This is a genomic window from Salinimicrobium gaetbulicola (assembly GCF_042676025.1).
Lineage (GTDB): Bacteria > Bacteroidota > Bacteroidia > Flavobacteriales > Flavobacteriaceae > Salinimicrobium > Salinimicrobium gaetbulicola.
The window spans coordinates 20,780-38,415 of sequence record NZ_JBHTJP010000034.1 but is presented as its reverse complement, the minus strand read 5'-3'; the positions used below and the strand labels follow the sequence as shown (position 1 = coordinate 38,415).

Here is a 17,636-nt window from a genome sequence, read left to right as displayed (position 1 = left end):
ACCTAGGACGAAGCTTTAAATCATAGATTATTATATACCTTCTCGATTATCCATAGGAATTTTTCAACTGCTTTTTTCAGGCCTTTTCGGTTTATCTCTATTTCAAATTCTTTAGCGGTATATATATTGATCTGTTTATAATTCCAATAGCATCTTTCTGATGATAGTTTATCCCTAATTTCTTCACGTTTATTAAACTTGAGCTCATCGTAGAAATTTCTATTATTAACCAGAAAATCTATCCTGCCATTTACCACCATATCAATACCTTTTCGAGGAAAATCATTGACTCTAATGTGACCATCGAAGAAATGAATTGAATATTCTGGATAGCTTTTTTCTAAAATTGACTTTAACTTTGGTAAGTGGAAATTCCATAGTTCATTATACTCAGGATCTAAATCCCAGCTGCTATCTGAAGAAGATGATTCTTCCTTAAAGTCTTTTTCTAATACCGAAGAATTTTTAATTGATTCGATTTCCCTTAGGGTATCATCAAATATCTCATGATCCTTATTTCTTTCTATCAGTAAACCCATCTCCCGGTTATTTTTTTCGGAAAACTCGTAGAGGTTCATGGAGCTAATAATCATTGAATTTTCATTGTGATAGCACTTAGCATGTAAATTCTGGCAGAAGTAGATTTCAATATTTTTGAAGGAGAAAAGGTTCTTTTTTTCTTTGGGGGCTAATTCATTTTTACCATAGATCAAAGTTATTCGGACTCCTTCTTTTTGGGCATCTGAAAGCCGTTCTAGGAGATTTCTACTCAGTTTTAGGTAGGGAGTAACTAAGGTTAATGATTTTACAGATTTGATTATGATCTGTTCTATGTAAAAGGAATTTCCAGCTGTGGTTAAAAATTTGGCCATTTAAAATAAATTCGCTGTGTGACTATTCAATTGTTTCGTTCACAAGCTGCTTTAGCATTTCGATTTCAGAAGGTAGAAGTAGGGCTTCTCTTTTCTTTTTTTCCTCTAGAGATATGTAACCAGTTCCTTTATACTCGTTGAGTAGTAAGTATTTGTTGCGATCTACGATTCTGTCCTGAACCTGTCTGTTTAGTTCCCTTTCGAGTTCATTCACTTTTTGTCTTGTTTCGGACCTTTTAGGGCATTCCTCATCGTATTCATCAAAGTGGCAGTAGAAATATTCATAATCATATTCCTCAGGAATTTCGATCTTGTTCCTAATCTGAGAGTGGATCTTGTTATGGGAAAAATGGTTGCCTACCCGGGATATAACTGGATTACAACCGGCGCGATTATCTCCAACCTTACCAACGTACAACTGAATTTTTTCTTCCGAGTTATGAGGTACAGCTTTGAAAATATAAACTGCCCATTTTCTTTTTGTAGCGTGGCCGGGAATTTTAAAACTACCTATCTCCATTAAATCAAAACTTTTTTCAGGATCTCTCCTATGTAAGTAGTATTATCCTCTTCCTGAAAGTACACATTGTGTTTATGAAAATCTTCTCTTTCCAGGTCCCCTTTCCAATTCACTTCAAAAAGACGGGTATTACTCACAATAAATGAATTGAGGATAATATCTTCTGATTCTACCTGGGGCTGTATCTTTTCCTTGAGGTATTTATGAAATTGAATCTTAGGATCATTAATGGATTTTGAGTTCCTTATTCCTTTAGGATCTATAAATGCTATATGCTGGCGGTCGCCTTCTTTAATCCATAGAATGAAGTCGGGGTAAAAGTTGTTGGTATCCACAAAAAAGCCTATTCCTTTTTTACTCTGATTTCTCAAAAGGAATACCTGCTGCTTATCAAATTTTTCATGATTGGCGCGGTAATATTTTACCAGGTCATCTGCAAAAAGTTTTTCTGAAGCGTCTAGGGCAATAGGGCTTATCTTTAATTTCTGCCTATAGGTACTCACATCCATTGAAAGTAGGGGAGTGTATATATGGTGCTCATTGTTGAACGCATAGAATTCTGTCCCTAGTTGTTGTTGTCCATTGAAAGAGTTATCCTTAATAGATTCGATTAACTCTTCGATCCTGATCTGAATAGTATCCAAGTTCTCTTCAGAGTTCATCTTAATTTCATATTCATACATCAAGTTATCATCTGTGCTTTCCAGGATCCTTGTTTCAATATGTTGAGAATTGAACAGGTTCTTGTTGTAGTTGTAGAATTTCTCAATGTATTTTTTGAGCAGTGCAATCACTAATTCCTCCCAGATCCTTACCTGTTCAAAACTGCGCAACTCCAGTTCACTATGCGGGATAAAGATTTTGTACCAGTCTTTGGAATAACTTATAGCTTTAAGATCATCTATGCTGAGTGAAAGATTGTACCAGTGCTTCTCAAATTTGAAACGCTCTATTTCAAAAAAGACATTGTTCCAATTTATGAATGCCAGATTATGCTCCACCAAAGTTCCCTCATCTTTTCTTGCTGTCATCTCGGTATTAATCTTCCGGTCAACCAACACCTGGATCTTTGGATACCAGTCTAGCTCTATAAGGCTATTATCATAAATTACCTTGTCCAGTTTAAGTTGTAATTTTCTCTTCTTCTTAAAATCCTCTCCTTCTTTAACCTGGATAAGTTTTAGGTTATTTCGAAGCATTTCTGTGTTGACTATAGAAGGAACTTTAACTGTATGCCAGGAAGAATCATTGGATGGAAGTCCTTCTTCTTCAAGAAATTCCTTGAATTTTTGCATATAGTCAGCACGTACACCGAAGATGTTTAGGGTCTCAAGCGGATTCAGGATCTTTCTTAATTCTTTTAGTTTGTCTGGTCGCTGGTAATCGTCCAGGCCACCTGTTCTTTTAAGGCTGAATTCATACCCTTTTAGTCTTACGCCCCGTCCAAATAATTGGATGATCTGTGAGCCTTCACTTTTTCCTATGTTCATTAGGCCCATTGAGCTCACCCTCCAGCTGGACCAACCTTCAGTGAATTTTTTAGAACCTATTAGAAGATTAATGGAAGATTCCTCTTCATTAATTCCGTGGAAAAGAGATTCGGAAAATTCTTTGTCATTGCCTGGGACCTTATTGTCTTGTGCGAGATTAAAGAGCTTAGTTTCATCCCCTACATTAATCACAGCAAAATAGTCAGCTTCTCCAACCCGCAGTCCCAGCTCTCCGTCTACACCTTTAAGATTATCCAGGTAAAGGTTTGCCCCGGGAACTTCGGAATTAAAGACCTTTTTTAGAAGATCAAGATAAATGTCATTAGCAGTTGTTTTTCCTCCTACGAGATAAGCAAAACTGTCATGGAAGATAGAATTTCCCTTATCGTCCAAAAGCCCTGCATTGTTATTCAGAACATCATTTATGTCTTGTACGGCCTTGTTTTTATCTTTTATAAAGTTGGTAAGAAAGTAAATAATATCAAGCACATCAGACGTGTCCACACCACCTTCTTTCCGTACTGCATTTACTCGTCCACCTACAAAGATCCAAAGCGGTTTGTGAAGCAAGAATCTGTGGGCTAGGTTTTTATTCTGCTCAAAGATTAATACCTGTTGATAGAAGGAAAGCAGGTTTGCAGTTAAATATTTTCTTACATAGTTCTTATTATCATCTTTATCAAGATTTAGGATCTTATATTCCTTGCCGTAACCATCCCCATAAAAGAATTTGTAGGAGTAGTCAAAAATGATAGATTTGGCATACTCCTGTTCCAGTTCCTTTTTATTTTTTCCTGAAGCTGCTGAAATTGCCTGGCCAAATGTGGCGGAATATTCAAAAGCAAATCCGGTCTCACTAAGACGATCCCGAAACATTTTCCATTTATCACCCCCAGAACCACGATGACCTTCATCAATCAATACCAGATTGTTTGTTTCGAAAGCATCTACAGCTACCGTTTTATCTCCGCTCTCTTCAGCCAATTTCGTAATCTCTATGACCTCGATCTCGTCCCCGGAGAACATACCTGTGCTGTCCTTTGAAAAGATTCCCGCATCCATATCAGAAAGCTTAAATTCTTCCAGGTGTTGCTGCGATAATCCTTCATTTGGGGTTATGAGAATTACCTTATTAAATTCGTGTTGTTGCTTCTTAGCGTAATGTAAATACTGCTTGATGTTAACATGCATCAACAGAGTTTTTCCACTTCCGGTGGCATTCCAGAAAGCTATTTTGTTTAGATCACTTTCGGTAAATTTTTCTACTACGAAAGAGTTTGGATTTAATTTTCTAAAATTTTCGTCCAGCCTGTTGTTGAAATCCTCCACAAATAGATTTAGTTCATTCAAAAGCTTTGCGGGGTTACTAAAGTATTTATCCAGGAAGATCTCTGTGAATAGGAGAGAGAGGTATTGAAAGTATTTCCACTTAATGACTTCTGTACGGTGATGAGAGATCTCATGCGTAAATCGCACAATATTCTCATCATATTCCTGCAGTATTTCCTTAGTGAGCTTCTCATTATCATAAAGCCTGTTTTGAAGTGCATGCAGATATTTAGTATTTCCTTCTTCATTGTAACCTTCTAGATGAGAGCTTTTAAGATCTTTCGCAAGAGCTTCAAAACCTAACACATTAAATTGAGTGAGAAGATATTTTGCTAAAACTGTTTTATTATGAAATGCGGCCATACTATACGTCTTTTACATCAAACATTTCCGTAAAGAAAACTTCTTCTGTAAGCAACACTTTCCAGTTGTCTTCATCTTTCCTGAAATTCGCTAGATTGTTATCGCCATTAACATAAATAGTGTCAAATTCCCCATCGAGTATGTTGAAACCAGCCTTAGTTACAAAACGTTCAAGGTCATTACTGTCTGTTTCTTCCAAGTTTCTCCAGATTACCAGAATCTTTTCTCCCTTGTTGTTAACTCCTTCTACGGTTTTATACGCACCTATTCGTTGAATCCTTTTTACGTGAAGGCCGAGCAGGTAGTTAAAGGTTTCTACCAGGTCGACTGTGGTTGGAATTAATTCGTTGTTCTCAGTTACTTTTAGCTGGTAATTAAATGGGTTTTTAAAAGCTTCAAGGTTAAATAAATGCCCCCGGCTTTCCACATTCAGCATATATTTTAAAAGATATTCTTCCTCTACGGCTTCGTTACCGCTTAACAGATCCCGCTGTTTTTGATCCCTTTGAAGCACGAGGTTATTTAAAGCATCTTCATAACTTTCTAAGTATAAATATTTGAAAATTTGACTAATTCCCTTTTTATCATGTGGTTTTCCATTCTTCCAGTTCTCGGTGTAAATTGCTTTCTGAATTCTTGGTTTTGTTGTTGAACTGAAGTATTCCCCCATTTCTACCAAAATATATTTACGTTCTCTGCCGTCATCTCTGTTGATATTTATTACAGCATGTCCAGTCGTTCCCGAACCAGCAAAGAAATCTATTACAGTTTCCTTATCTTTTAAGTTTGTAACCTTTAATGAATCTATAACAGCCCCAACAGCTTTAGGGAAATCAAATTGATTATTCTTACCAAAGAGATTTACAATATCCCGTGTTCCATTATCCCTTGCTGAATATTCAGGTTTATCCCACCAAGTCCTCGGCAGCACTCCTGTACTGTTCAAATATTTCTTACGATATAACTCGACAGTACCATTGTTGAACTCGGCTTTAAACCTTTGTGGCTCATTAAGAATATTTTCTAAGCTGTACCTCCACACTTTTTTTGTTCCATTTGGATGGATTGGCAGAATAACAGATTCATCTGAAGCTTCTTTTTCTTTCAACATCCATTCAGTGCTTTTAGCACTCCATTCTATTTCTGGAACTCTTATTTCCCCATTCTTTTTTGCAAAAATTGGGTAGTATTGTTTAGGTCTATCTTCCTTGTTTGAATCAGGTCCATTTCTTCTTAAATTTTCCCATTCATATCGTCTCCCATCAGGATCTTGGAGATTGTATCGTTCAATTTGTTTCTTGCTGTGAGGTAATTTTCCGACAGTACTAATGGTTTCGCTTTTTGAGAAATATATAGCATACTCATGATTGACAGAAAACCCTTTTAAAGTAGATCTACCTGAGGGATTATTCCTAATGGGTGTGGTGGCTAAATAATTTTCTGGTCCGAAAATTTGATCACATAAAACTTTTAAGATTGGATATTCTAAATCATCGATGGTAATACAAAAAATCCCCTGCTCGGTAAGAAAATTTTTAGCAAAGATGAGTCTGTCTCTAAGAAAGCTCAACCATGATGAGTGCTTGTAACTGTTCTTATAGATAATTTCTGAAGCACTTGTGTTATATGGAGGATCGATATAGACCGATTGCAGGTGATCTTTATATTTCTTATTCAACAAGTTGAGAGCCTGAAAATTTTCAGAATTGACAAGCAATCCATTTGTAGCCATGTCAAGGTCATCAAACTCTGCCAACAAATTGTCTTTAAATTTCTGCGAAAAGAATTTCGTATCCACTACCAGGAAAGGCTCCTTTTTCAGTCCATCCAGATCTTTCACTTTTACATTAAATAATCTTTTCCATTCTTCCAACTGCATATTGTTCTGCAGGATCTCCTGGTAGTATTCTTCAGGAATACGATCTAAGGTGATACAGTAATTACTATTAACAACAAACTTCTTCTTCAACCAAAGCTTCTTTTGGAAGTTCTCCAGTTGTTCTAAAAAAGTGATGATCTTTCCGGCCACTTGTTTTAGTGCTTTGATTTTCGAGATCTGCGTTTCAAAGGCTACTTCATCTTCGGTATTAATATCATCAATAAACAAAACTTCATTTTTTATATAGAAGTCAAGCTCCCTGCGGAGAAAGCCTCCCAAGTCTTTGTGAATAAAATAGTCAAAGCTATTGCGGGCGGTATAGTCATTAATATGTTTCTCGAGCAGGGTTCTTTTTTTGTTTTTCTCTGTTGGTTTAAGAGCAAACACTTCTTGAAAATTCTGCGGGATCTTGCCTGAAAGCTCTTTATGAGCTTTTTCTATAAGCTTCTCTTGCTTTACAGATTTTTTATGGGGCTCGTAGGTGAAGTTGATCACAAGTGTATTTCCATCTACCGACACCGGCTCTTCTGTATAAAGCGCAAACCGCCGTTCTTTATCTTTTGAAGCTTTATTGTTATTCTGCTCTGTACTTGCTTCTTTAAGCTCGAATTTTACCGTCTTATCTCCAGGTAATTTAAAGGCATAATTCTTTAAGTATTCTGAGGTCTTGATGTAGTACTGGTCATGGTTGGCCCAATGGAGTTTTACTTCTTCTCCTTCATAGGGAATGGCATATACATCCTTCTTGTATCTACGTAAAGAAATAAAATCTCCATCCTTGTAGTAGCGTTTAAAAAAGGACGCTAAATGAGAAAATACATCCTGTTCCAAAGCGTCTACGGAGGTGCCATTTTCAATTTTATGTTTCAGTTCTTTAACCTTTGAAGATGAAGAAGGATCAACTCCTGCATCTTTTAAAAGATTTACTGTTTTTTCCAGCTCCTTTTGTAGCTCTGCAGTATCTCCATTATTGTTCTGCTCCAGGATCTCACGTACCTGAGAAGGAAGTTTTTCTGTAAGAAATGTTTCTACATCATTCCGCTTCTGGTTCATGATGCGGTAAATCCCAAAATCAAGTTCAGCCTTGTCCAATTGAAAAACTTCAGTAAGTACTTTTTGCAGTTTATCGTAATTATTGCTCATAATCTTTTATATAATTTCCCAGGCTATCGTAAATAGCTCCTGTTCTTTCATTGTTCGGTTTAATTTATTTTCTGCTTCATCTATCATTTGATCCCGTTCTTCCAGGATCTGGTCTTCCACGTCAAAGATCTCCCGGCGCAGTTTTGCTTTTTTCCGGTCCAGTTTTCTAATTTTTCTTTGAATTTCCAGTAGTTCATCGGCATTAATGTTTTCGCCACGGGTTTCCCTTTCCAGTTCCTGGATCTTCTTTTTTACATCCTTAAGGTCCTGTTCTGTTGAAGTAATTCTATCATCCGCCCATTTCTCGAATTTTCGGATTTCCGTTTGCAGAAGTTGGGCATCATTGTTCTTGATAAAATCCAGATGCTTCTGCTTTTGTTCCAGGTAATTCTTTTCAAGTCTACGCAGGTCAGGACTTTGCAAATCTCCTTCATAAATTCCAGGAAGCGTCAATAGAAATTGGCAGAGCTCATCTTTTAAAACTTCTCCACTTTCATTTATGGCCGAAAACACTATAAGATCCAGATCCTCTGCCGGAGAATTTAATTTCATATTTGCCACTCTTAACAAACCTTTTTTAGACTTAAGATCTTCCAGTTCCTTATAGGTTAAAGGGCTGGAGGTATAATCGAAAATGATCTTCCCTAAAGGAGTGGTTATTTTTTTACTGCGGTAAATGATCTTTTCCGCAAGGGAATGCCCTAAACGGTAATGCCACGCATCTTCTCTTTTTTTGTCCAGGGAATAAAGACCTTGTGGAGCAATCTTTTCTGATTGTCCATTCAGGATAAAGCTGTGATCCCTGTCATTGAAGTCGGCTTTTCCCTGCAGGGAATATTTTGTAATCTTCCAAAGCCAGTCTTCATATTTGGAGATATACTTCTTAGTATTTTCTAGGGTGGTCTTTAGTCGCTGGACTACCTGGGCATCAAAATTTTTGAAAAGGTGTTCCTGGGTTGACTTGATCTTTTCATCTATCTGCTCCCGCATTTCTTCCTGCAGTTCATCAAAAGCACGATCTATCTCCTCTCTTGTGCGGCATTGCTTATAAATCTGTATAAGTCGTTTTTCAAAATCTACTCCGCTCTCAATTGAACCTAAGACTTCATCTGAAGCACCAAAGACACCATCAAACAAACTGAACTTTTCTTCCAGTAACTGGAAAACCCGCATATCTGTCTCATTGCTAGTATTGAGAAAATTAATCACAACCACATCGTATTCCTGGCCGTAACGGTGACATCTTCCAATACGTTGTTCTATTCGCTGCGGGTTCCAGGGCAGGTCATAATTCACAACCATAGAGCAGAACTGCAGGTTTATACCTTCAGCAGCAGCTTCAGTGGCGATCATTAACTGGAAGTCTTCAGTTTTAAAAGTATCTACAATAGCAGAACGAATATCAACATCTCTGCTTCCTGTGACCCTGTGCGCGTTTTTTTTATTGGCAACCCACTGATGGTAAACCTCTTTTGAAATATCTTCATTATTGCTTCCGTTGAAAAGAAGGATCTTTCCGCCGTATTCACTTTTTTGAAGCATTTCAAAAAGATATCGTTGTGTGCGAGTAGATTCTGTAAAAATGATTGCCTTTTGATTAGCCCCAAGCTCCTTAAGCTTTTCAAAACCTTTATTTAGAGCAATCATTAGTTTATCGCCCTTGGCATTGTGCTGGATCGAGTTCGCGAGATTAAGAAAACCTTCCAGATCTGCTATCTCCCTTTTGATGTTGACAATATCTGCAGCAGTGAGATTATCCTTATCAAATGTAGCTTCGTTTTCGGGAATATTCTGCTCATCCCATTCTTCGACGTCTTCATCAAATCCTTCATATTGCTCTTCCATTTCCGCTTTAAAATCCTCAAGATCCTCATTGTAATCATCAACAAGTTTCTTAAGCCGGCGAATCAAACTGTTTAAGGTCCCGGAAATTGCAAAAGAAGAAGAGGCCAATAGTTTTCTTAGTACAGAAGTCATTAAATGCTTCTGGGCTAAAGGCAGGGCGTAGTTCGTCTCCCTTTGTAAATATTCTGTCACCTTTTCATAAAGTTCCTGCTCTTTAGGAGAGGGTTCAAAGGTTTGGGTGAGTGGAATTCGGTTCTTATAATTAATATATTCGGTTACCTGGCGACGCAGGGTACGGTGACATAACGGGAGGATCCTTTCTTTTAATTCATCAAGATCAATCCCACCTTCCTTTCGTATAAACTGTTTTTTAAAACTCTTAAGGTCGCCGAAAGTGTTAGGATCTATAAAACTTACAAGTCCGTATAATTCCTCTATTTTATTCTGAAGGGGAGTGGCCGTAAGTAATACCTTCTTGTAAGGAGAAATGGCCTGCTGGATCTCTGTGGCAATCTTGTTGCCGGTGCGGTAAACATTGCGCAGAAAATGCGCTTCATCTATAACGATCAGGTCCCAGGAAACCAATTGTAGGTATTCTGCTTTGTTACGTGCAAAATGGTAAGAACAGATCTGGATCTTGTTTTTGTTCTCAAATGGATTTTTATTTCCTTGCTTCAGTCTTTTATTGAAGACTTTTGTTTCCATTACTTCGGAAGGTAAATAGAATTTATCCATCAATTCGTTCATCCATTGCTTTCGAAGGCTGGAAGGGGAGATGATAAGTATCCGTCTGGCACCTTCTGCCCATTTCTGGGAAAGAAGGATCCCGGCTTCAATAGTCTTACCTAATCCCACTTCATCAGCAAGAATTGCACCCTGAGATAATGGAGATTTAAAAGCAAAAAGAGCAGCCTGGATCTGGTGTGGGTTAAGATCTACTTTAGCATCAAGTAGGGTAGCACCAAATTTTTCAGTGCTATTGGACTTGACTTTTTTACTAAGTTCATAGGCATAGTATTTCGCCTGGTGAGGGGTTAAGTTCATGTAAATTGGCTCGGTAAATTCAGTAACAACACCTTGCTTAAGGTAGGGCTCTTAAGCAGCGACAATTTAGGAAAAAGAATGGGAACGTTAAAGCAATGTGAATATTTAAAACTTCAATTTTAAATTAGTAACTGTATATTGAACGAATACATAATCTTCTTTTACTAGCTAGGTCAGAATTAACAGATTCAAGTGATCTTATTTTTCTTTCTAGCTGTTCAATTGTGTCCTGAGTACTTTTCATTTCTTTCCCATTTATTTCAATTTGAGATTCATGATTGGCATAATCCTGTACCATAGAGATTCTTTCATTCAGTCTTTTTTCCAAAAGGGACATAAATTCCTTGAATAACTCTTCACGAAAGGATTTACTGAGATACAACCATTCCTTACATGAATCAAGCAGCAAATAATTGGTAAGATCTTCTTCGGTAAATTCTAACTTATTTTCTTTCCGAAACGTATTCAAGTCTATCGATAATGTGGATATATCAATTTCCTTGATTTTCCCTAGCTTCCTAGCATTGATTTTACTAGTTACATAAGGCTCTACTAAAAGATCCATAGAATTTAACTTTAGAAGAATATCTGGCTGAATTTGGTCCTTTTCATTCTTGAGACGTTTCTCGGTAGTGCATAGTTCGATTTTAAATTGATTTGAAACATTAAGATCAAACTCATATTGAATAATATCCCTGAACTCCTCTGGAAGATTATATTTTGAGAATAGCTCTCTTATTTTTTTGATTTTTGGAGATTCAAAGCACCAGTATTTAACGTATAAGTCTTTGAAAGTTATGGCTGGGAGTTTTATAAAGTCAAATTTCTCAAATATTTTTTTGGTCAGCCAATGTAAATAGGTTTCAAAAGAAAGAGAGCAATTGGATCCTGGATAATGCTTGAAATGATCAGCTACGACATTTTCTTCTCTATTTACAGCGATTAAATCTCCTTTACAATAAAAGCAATAACAATTACATGCTTTACCGTTTGGAACTTCTTTTATTTCAGCTAAGTCATTGGTTCCTTTTTTCAGAGCTACTGGGTATTCGGTACAAGGCATATAAAAGTTTAAGAGGTTAGCTAATTTAAAGACCCTGCTTAAGAAATGCAAAAGAGAAATAAGGGAGGTTTATTTAAATCAGTGTACTTTCCGAAAGTAATCCTCTAAATCATTATTGTAAACCCTTTCTTTTTTTAGCTCCGAATCTGTTCTGTCATTTGTCATATCCCAGATCTTAGCATTTACGCCTATTTGACGAAGAAGTGGAAGTTTGGAATAGGCTACAGAAACAGCTTGTTCACTGATATCAGGAACTAGCAGCGCTCTATGTCCTTCTAAGCAATTGATCTTGTCGTTTGTTAAGCCATTTAATCCACCATAGGAAATCCAAGTGTATTGCGGTAGAAGAATAGCTCCTACAACAGCAGTTTTCTCACTTTCAACTAGGATCACAAGATCTTCACCTCGTTTGATACTACCCAAAAGATGAGCACCAAATAAACAGGCATAATAGCCGTCCTCGTTCTTGTAAGGGGCTTTAAAGCGATTTGTCCTTTTACCGTTTTCAAAATAGTAGCAAATCTTATTTTTCTGCACCTGGAGATCCTCATTGATTAACCAGAAAACAACACCTTTGTCTTTTGTAGAGCCAAGGGCATACTCCTCTTTGACACGATCTACATCTTGCTCTGGATAGTTCTTTCTGAGATACTGCAGCAGATTGTTTTCAGGTGTTACCTTATAATATTTCCAGATCAGGGATTCAGGTATAAATCGCTGATCTGGATTATTGCTTGCAGAGCTAAAATTCTCTGAAAAGCTTGGAGTAGGGGAGGTCACTACATCCGTGTCCCAGGAGTTGGTAATTTCATTCCATTGGTACTCTTGCCCTTTTTCATCCTTGTAGAAAGCGGGCGGGGTAGTGGCTTTTCCGCAGGAATGGCAGTAGCCAAAATTGTAAGAGTACCCTTTATAATTAACGAATTTACCATCTGTGTTTCGTTTACCACAACAAGGGGTAATAATCTTGAAATTCCGCCTATTGTCAAATTTTAATATTCTCTCAATTTTAGTAAGCATAGGGTACATTGTTGTGCAACGTGCAACTTGCAAACTCCTTTTAAATCAGTTTTATATGTCTGAATATTAGGCTAATGCAGATGAAATTGAGCTAAAATGCAAGTTGCAGGTTGCATTATATTTTCATTCTGGCCATTTTACGGGAGACTGTTGATTTGTTGACTCCCAAGACTGCAGCTATTTGTTCTTGGGTGGCATTGTTTTTCCTTCCCAAATTAATTATTTCATTAATATTAAAACTCTTTTCCTGCACTTGCCGTTTTTGTCTAATGATTTGGAAATTAGTAATGTAAAATTCCATTATCTGAATTGCCTCGTGTACAGTTTTGGACTCTATTTTTAGGCAAAGTTCTGGTGAAGCTGATTGCTCCATAAGGTGTATGAGTATCATCATTTTGAGAACGTTAATCTGTACCTTGGATAAATATTCCTTTTCTCCATTTTCTGCGTTCTCCTGACGATGGAGTAGATCTTGAGTGTAGTTGAATATTACATCTTCAGCCTCTGTAGTACAGGTTAAGATATACGGGTGATTTAGACCTTTGTGTTCAACCGTATTACGATGTTCCATTAATCTTAAAAGGTTATCGGAATAATTCCTCAAACAATCTGTACTTATTCCACGTCTGGACAGTGTAGAATTATGAGTTAATTTGGGTGTATATTGTAACCGATCTGTGAAACCACTAATTTCATTACCACCCGAAAAAATTTGTGGAATAAACTCTTCTTGTATGGAGCCCAGGAGTATAGGACAAGCTTTGGGTAGACGAAAACTATTAGTAGTTTTTCTAATGATGTCAACATGTTTGTTTGTGTTGCCTTGGAGGAGTAATTGCCTCCAATCCAAGCCATCTCTACTGGTCTTATTGCCCATTTTTTCTATTAAATGGTATAATTCATCCATGTAAATCCCCAATGAGAATGGGTTTTCATGATGCTTTTGGTAGGCTGCTTCTATTGTGGCATCTTGGATAAGCAACTGTTTTCTAACAGTGGGTTCTTCAAATCCATTTTCCTGAGTCTTTTCTATGAATTCTTTGTACATTTTGGTATCATACTCATTAAGGGGAGCTGTAGCCAGGTCCATTGCAGGAGATTTTGAATCACCTCTGCTTCCTATTAGAGCCAAATAGATATTACCATAATTTGAGTATGTGACGGCATCTAATCTGAAAGCTAATCCTGCCACATTACTAAAAGCAAAAAGTATCGAGCTTAACAGATATTCCTTCGGTATTCGCTTAAATTCAAATGCTTCATAAATTAATCTGCGAATGTAGGGAGGCAACTTATCAATAATTTTGTGAAGCTGCCTAACAGCCTTATCTTCAAGGCTGGAGCTATTTTCGATTATTGCCTCCTCAATGTCTTTCAGAATGTTTATTTCCATGTCGGCAGAAATTTGAGGTGGACGATTTCTTTTAAGGTTGTATCAAAATAGGCAGGAGCACCGTCAGCTCGTGCATCCATGTTTTTTATCAAGATGTATCTTTCGCCAATCTTGTTGGCCAAATTTTGGATGTCACCCTTTGTTGCCGGTTTATTTTCTTCCTTTATAAAGATTGATTTCCCTACTTCAGTAGCTACATTGGCTATCGCGGCATTACCAATACCACCCCAAGTTATTCCATTCTTTGTTTGATGGTCTGAAGGTTTGTTGAGTCCTTTATTTTTAGAAAGAAGTAATAATTTCCTTTTGCGGTTGTGGGCATTGACTCTGCAGCTATTGCTGCAGAATCTCTGTTTATGCCTTCTTCTTGGTAAATACTTTTTCGAACAGTATTCACATATATATAGATGATTTTCCATAATTTTAAATTAATCTAACGTTAGGTTAACGAATTTTACTATAGGTCGTCAAAGGTTTTGAAAACGACTTCTTTTGTGAGTATATCAAATTTCGCAGTCATCCCGTTGGGTCCCTTTGGAAGGTTTTTTACGGAGATATACCTAGTTCGTTTTAATCGATATAATTCACTTTTAATTTCCTGCAAAGCATGTGTTTCTTTGCAAACTTTCTCATTACAATGATTGGTGAAATATTTATCGGTGATAAATGGTTGTGAGCAATGCACACATTTTTTAAAATAGTCCATAATAAATAGTTTAAATAATTAATTAAAATCTTTTATTTCTGTGTAAATATTCAGCTGCCTTAGATTTGGCTGAGCTTAGTTTGAAAGTAGTCACCGGATTTTCTCCCTTTTTTAGCCATTCTATGAGAGCAGCTCTGGAAAAGAGAAGCTTTTTCCCTTGTTTAAAGAAGGGAATTTCATTGCGGTGGGTTTTACCGTAGATTGTAGCCGGACTTAAATCCAAAAGCTTTGCAGCCTGTTTAGCATTAAGGATGTCTTCCTGATTGTTTTCTTCAGCTTCCTTCTTCGAGAGCTGGTAAAGTTCTGAAGCGAGTTTTTTAAGATCATCGCTGGTGATCATCGTCAAATCTTTCATAATAAATAATTGTGTTAATATTAATTATGATGTAAGATTACTGCAGTTGAAGCAAAGAGGAGATAGTCGTAGGTTACCCGTAGGTTAGGTGTAGGTTTAAGTTAAATATCTGTTTGATAATTAATTGAGGCTAAAAGAGAATGCTAAAAAACACAAAAAAACCAGCTAATTTAATTAGCTGGTTCTACTTTAGCATTAATAAATGACTCGTTTTTTTAATATTTGCTTTCCAAGATTTTCACTTGTGTTTTTATTGATTTCAATCCGACGGCATTAAGTTTATTAATTAAAATCTTGAAAAAATTCTTGTCTTCCAAAAGGGAGAAATATTCATAATCTTTTTGAAAAAGGTTATAGGTACTTGAATACTGGGGTTGCTTATAAAAAATTGAAATATCTTTTATTTCGGAAATTACATGTGAAAACTTAATAAATTCTGTTCTAGTTAGGGTGTTCTTGTTCTCCACATATTTGTCATAAAAAAGTTTTATCAAAAAAACTTTTTCATCCTCATCGAATTTGTTTAGCAGATTTTTAGTCTGCTCAATTTTAAGACTATAATCTTTTTTCCCGTTACTTTGATTTCTGGGGGGATATATTTTCTTATGAAGATTAATAAAATATTCAGCTGATTGGTAGTTGTGGTCGAACTTTGTGAGATCTATTGTTTTCCACTTCTTGTCTTTGTAAACCAGTTCAATGTACCTGTCGTAATTATTGATAATGTCTACAACATCTGTGTAGGCTTTATTTTCTGCTAAGTCCTCAATAAAGGAAGAATATTCTCCTTCAGAATGCTTCTCTAAAAAGAACTTTTTTGTCTTCCTCCCCAGCACACCTGGAAAAAGAAATTCCGGTAATGTAGCTTTGTTGTTCTTACTTGTAAAATATCTATAAATTTCAAGGTTGCTCAATAACTTAGAGGTTTCAAAGTGTTGGTTTTTCCAGTCATCAATTTTCGATCTAACTTCATTATAAGTCTCCTGATAATCCCGCTCATCCTCATCGTCTTCTTTTGAGCTTTTGAATTCATTATTGACGAAATGTTCTAAACTCTGGAAAGTGTCCCGGTATTTCTCTTCAAATAATTTATTATAATCCATCCAAATCTAAGTTTATCCTGTTAGCTGCCTTTACTTTATTTTGATCCATGACCTTGGTATATATCTGTGTTGTGGATACATTTTTATGGCCCAATAGCTTTGAAACTGTGTAGATATCAGTTCCATTAGCTAATTGCAGTGTAGCATAACTGTGCCTGAAATTATGAAAAGTTATTTTCTTATGAATACCTGCTTCGAGTAACCACTTCTTAAGAGGTCTGGATATTTGTGAATATTTAATATCTGTAAAAATTCTTCCTTCCTTGGTCTCTTGTTCACTTAGGATATTAACAGCTGATCTGGAGATAGGGTGGTTCTTAATGTTTCCTGTTTTTTGCTCCCTAAATTGAATGTAATAGCCTTGATGGGAGTCCTCATATACATCTTCCCACTTCAGGTTAATAACATCTGAAAATCGAAGACCAGTTAAAGCTGAGAATATGGCCATATGTTTCACTTTTACATTATCAATAGGAGTTTTCCAAAGTTTAGACAATTCCTTTTCCGAAAGGTATTCTCTGTGCGTCTCCTGTTCTTTAATATATCTGGCATCCTCAGCTAAATTTCTTGAAAGAAGTTTATCCTTGAAAGCCCTTTTCAGGACCATAATGAAATTCTTGTAATAGCTGGAGGCGGTATTAATGGCTAACTTTCCTTTACTGGTCCTTAGGTTTTTTGTGGTGAGAAGAAAATTCCTGTAATTGTTAACATGCCATTCAGTTAAATTTTGTGTGGTCAAATCCTCTCCCATGAAAGCTTTCCAGTAATCAAGAGAAGATTTCCAGGAATGATAGTTCCCTTTGCTTCCGGTGTTATAATATTCATCTACTACTTCTTGAAAATACTGGCTGAATTTAATATCCATTACGATATTATCAACTAACCCAAATTCTTTATTCTTGAGTTGCAGAAACCTGGTAGCTCTTATTTCCTCAGCTATTTCAAGTTGTGACTCATTAAACCTTTCTTCCTGAGCATTTTCAGGAAATTCATAAATCTTAAGCTTTAAAAATTCTCGTCGAGAAAGCTTTCCTGTCTTAGGAATAATGACTGGCGGATAATAGTCAAGGTAAAGACTAAGCATACCACTTTTTAGTGGTTTGGATCTTAAGGTAACGTTTGCCATGGCTTATTATATTTGGTTAAAGATATAATCTACTTCAGTTCTCTTAATACGGGTAAGTCTCTGTCCCAGATTGACTGCTTTTAATTGCCCATTGTCTATAAGGCGATAAATAGTCTTTGCTGAACAACCAAGTAAAATGGCAGCTTCCTTTACGCTGAGAAATTCTTTCAACTGTAAATCTTGAACCTTTTCCTTGGGATCAACTTTTACCTTTTGTGGTTTAGAAGCCTTTTGAATTTTTTCAGCTCGTTTTCTCGCCTTGTAGGCGATCTTGGCACAGGTGTCTCCGCAGAATTTGGTAACTGTAGTTTTTGCAATGAATTCGCTGTTGCAGAGCTGGCACTTTTTCTTGATTCTAATATTAGAGCTCATAGATCAATTTTAA

At 36.4% G+C, this 17,636-nt stretch carries 13 protein-coding genes; all 13 read right to left on the bottom strand.

Features of this window, described 5'->3' with window-relative positions:
- Positions 1-20: 20 nt before the first annotated feature.
- Positions 21-872, bottom strand: coding sequence for a phospholipase D family protein (locus ACFQ1G_RS08455; protein WP_380738562.1), 852 nt, complete (start codon positions 870-872; stop codon positions 21-23).
- A gap of 22 nt (positions 873-894) precedes the next feature.
- Entirely contained in the window at positions 895-1,392 is a 498-nt protein-coding gene (locus ACFQ1G_RS08450) for a hypothetical protein (protein ID WP_380738561.1), read from the bottom strand.
- A complete protein-coding gene (locus ACFQ1G_RS08445; RefSeq protein ID WP_380738560.1) occupies positions 1,392-4,574 on the bottom strand; it encodes a DEAD/DEAH box helicase family protein in 3,183 nt (1,060 codons plus the stop codon). Before ACFQ1G_RS08445 ends, ACFQ1G_RS08450 begins: the two co-directional genes overlap by 1 nt.
- A 1-nt stretch (position 4,575) precedes the next feature.
- Positions 4,576-7,596 carry a site-specific DNA-methyltransferase gene (locus tag ACFQ1G_RS08440; RefSeq protein WP_380738558.1) on the bottom strand — a complete coding sequence of 1,007 codons (3,021 nt, stop codon included), beginning with the start codon at positions 7,594-7,596 and terminating at the stop codon, positions 4,576-4,578.
- A 6-nt stretch (positions 7,597-7,602) separates the two neighbouring features.
- A complete protein-coding gene (locus ACFQ1G_RS08435) occupies positions 7,603-10,485 on the bottom strand; it encodes an SNF2-related protein (protein WP_380738556.1) in 2,883 nt (960 codons plus the stop codon).
- A 124-nt stretch (positions 10,486-10,609) separates the two neighbouring features.
- Positions 10,610-11,548: a hypothetical protein gene (locus tag ACFQ1G_RS08430; RefSeq protein ID WP_380738554.1), complete on the bottom strand. Its 939-nt coding sequence runs from the start codon at positions 11,546-11,548 to the stop codon at positions 10,610-10,612.
- A 78-nt stretch (positions 11,549-11,626) separates the two neighbouring features.
- The gene (locus tag ACFQ1G_RS08425) at positions 11,627-12,568 is read right to left on the bottom strand and encodes a DUF6371 domain-containing protein (protein WP_380738552.1); all 942 of its coding nucleotides are present in this window, start codon (positions 12,566-12,568) and stop codon (positions 11,627-11,629) included.
- 115 nt (positions 12,569-12,683) lie between these two features.
- Entirely contained in the window at positions 12,684-13,961 is a 1,278-nt protein-coding gene (locus ACFQ1G_RS08420; RefSeq protein ID WP_380738550.1) for a DUF3987 domain-containing protein, read from the bottom strand.
- Positions 13,952-14,380: a hypothetical protein gene (locus ACFQ1G_RS08415; RefSeq protein WP_380738548.1), complete on the bottom strand. Its 429-nt coding sequence runs from the start codon at positions 14,378-14,380 to the stop codon at positions 13,952-13,954. Before ACFQ1G_RS08415 ends, ACFQ1G_RS08420 begins: the two co-directional genes overlap by 10 nt.
- 309 nt (positions 14,381-14,689) lie before the next feature.
- A complete protein-coding gene (locus tag ACFQ1G_RS08410; protein ID WP_380738546.1) occupies positions 14,690-15,022 on the bottom strand; it encodes a helix-turn-helix domain-containing protein in 333 nt (110 codons plus the stop codon).
- A gap of 215 nt (positions 15,023-15,237) precedes the next feature.
- Entirely contained in the window at positions 15,238-16,125 is an 888-nt protein-coding gene (locus tag ACFQ1G_RS08405) for a hypothetical protein (RefSeq protein WP_380738544.1), read from the bottom strand.
- Positions 16,115-17,251 carry a tyrosine-type recombinase/integrase gene (locus tag ACFQ1G_RS08400; RefSeq protein WP_380738542.1) on the bottom strand — a complete coding sequence of 379 codons (1,137 nt, stop codon included), beginning with the start codon at positions 17,249-17,251 and terminating at the stop codon, positions 16,115-16,117. The genes ACFQ1G_RS08405 and ACFQ1G_RS08400 overlap by 11 nt, the downstream gene beginning before the upstream one ends.
- Positions 17,252-17,257: 6 nt before the next feature.
- Positions 17,258-17,623, bottom strand: coding sequence for a helix-turn-helix transcriptional regulator (locus ACFQ1G_RS08395; RefSeq protein WP_380738540.1), 366 nt, complete (start codon positions 17,621-17,623; stop codon positions 17,258-17,260).
- Positions 17,624-17,636 lie beyond the last annotated feature (13 nt).